The following is a 736-nucleotide window of genomic DNA, read 5'->3' as shown; positions in this document are numbered from 1 at the left end:
GGTGGTTGCTTTCACCGAAGAGATTGAGGCGGCTAAGGCGTTAATTGACTCGTGTTTATCACGCTGGAGTGAAGGTGCAAACGGCAATATTAAGGCGGTCGTTGGCCAAGCATTTCGAACGAATAATAAAGACGAAATTAAGACTGGGAAAATTCTTGATTTGATGCGTTTAAACATCGAAGACGAAGAATGGAACCGGGCAATGGAAGCGTTAAGAGATGCTTTAAAGTCTGTTGGCACTGCGGTTTATGTTCGCTTTTATGAGCGCGTCGAAAACACAAATCAGTATGCTGCAATTCCACTTGATATCTCAGCTTTGTAGAGAGGTCGTTATGACAACTGGAAACGAAAAAGACCCAATTGAAACAGCTATTAGCTCCGTTCTAATTTGCCCTTTTACGGTTCAAGACTATGAACGGTATTTAGAAAAATTAGTGTCTAGAGCAGCTATTGAATTAAGCGGCGTTCAAGGTAGTACAAAAGCAGCTTCATTTGTAAAAGGCGTGGGGTGTTGCTTGGAATTAGAACACGGTGGTCGGGCCTAATGGTCTACTTTCATTTAGCGCATGCAGCAGGCGTTTCTAAGCTGCTGCTCGCTTATGACGTAACTGTAATTAAAGCTCAAGCAAACAAAAATGGTGTGCAAATAGTCACTAAAGAACCCCTCCCAGTACAGTTGTTCGAGTTTATAGAAAATGAATCAGAACTGGGGAATTTCCTCTTTGGGGTCTGGGTA

Annotated in this window: 3 protein-coding genes; all 3 read left to right on the top strand. The window is 42.7% G+C overall.

The genetic code is table 11. The features are described 5' to 3' along the window. Positions 1–322: DUF3164 family protein (locus TW85_RS25220; RefSeq protein WP_046019832.1), on the top strand; the 322-nt coding region annotated here is incomplete at its 5' end. A gap of 10 nt (positions 323–332) precedes the next feature. Beyond that, entirely contained in the window at positions 333–545 is a 213-nt protein-coding gene (locus tag TW85_RS25215; RefSeq protein ID WP_046019897.1) for a hypothetical protein, read from the top strand. Further along, the coding region (locus TW85_RS26565; RefSeq protein ID WP_046019896.1) for a hypothetical protein at positions 545–736 on the top strand (192 nt) is incomplete at its 3' end. The genes TW85_RS25215 and TW85_RS26565, both read left to right, overlap by 1 nt.

This window comes from Marinomonas sp. S3726, assembly GCF_000967665.1.
Taxonomy (GTDB): domain Bacteria; phylum Pseudomonadota; class Gammaproteobacteria; order Pseudomonadales; family Marinomonadaceae; genus Marinomonas.
This window is presented reverse-complemented; position numbering and strand designations above follow the sequence as displayed.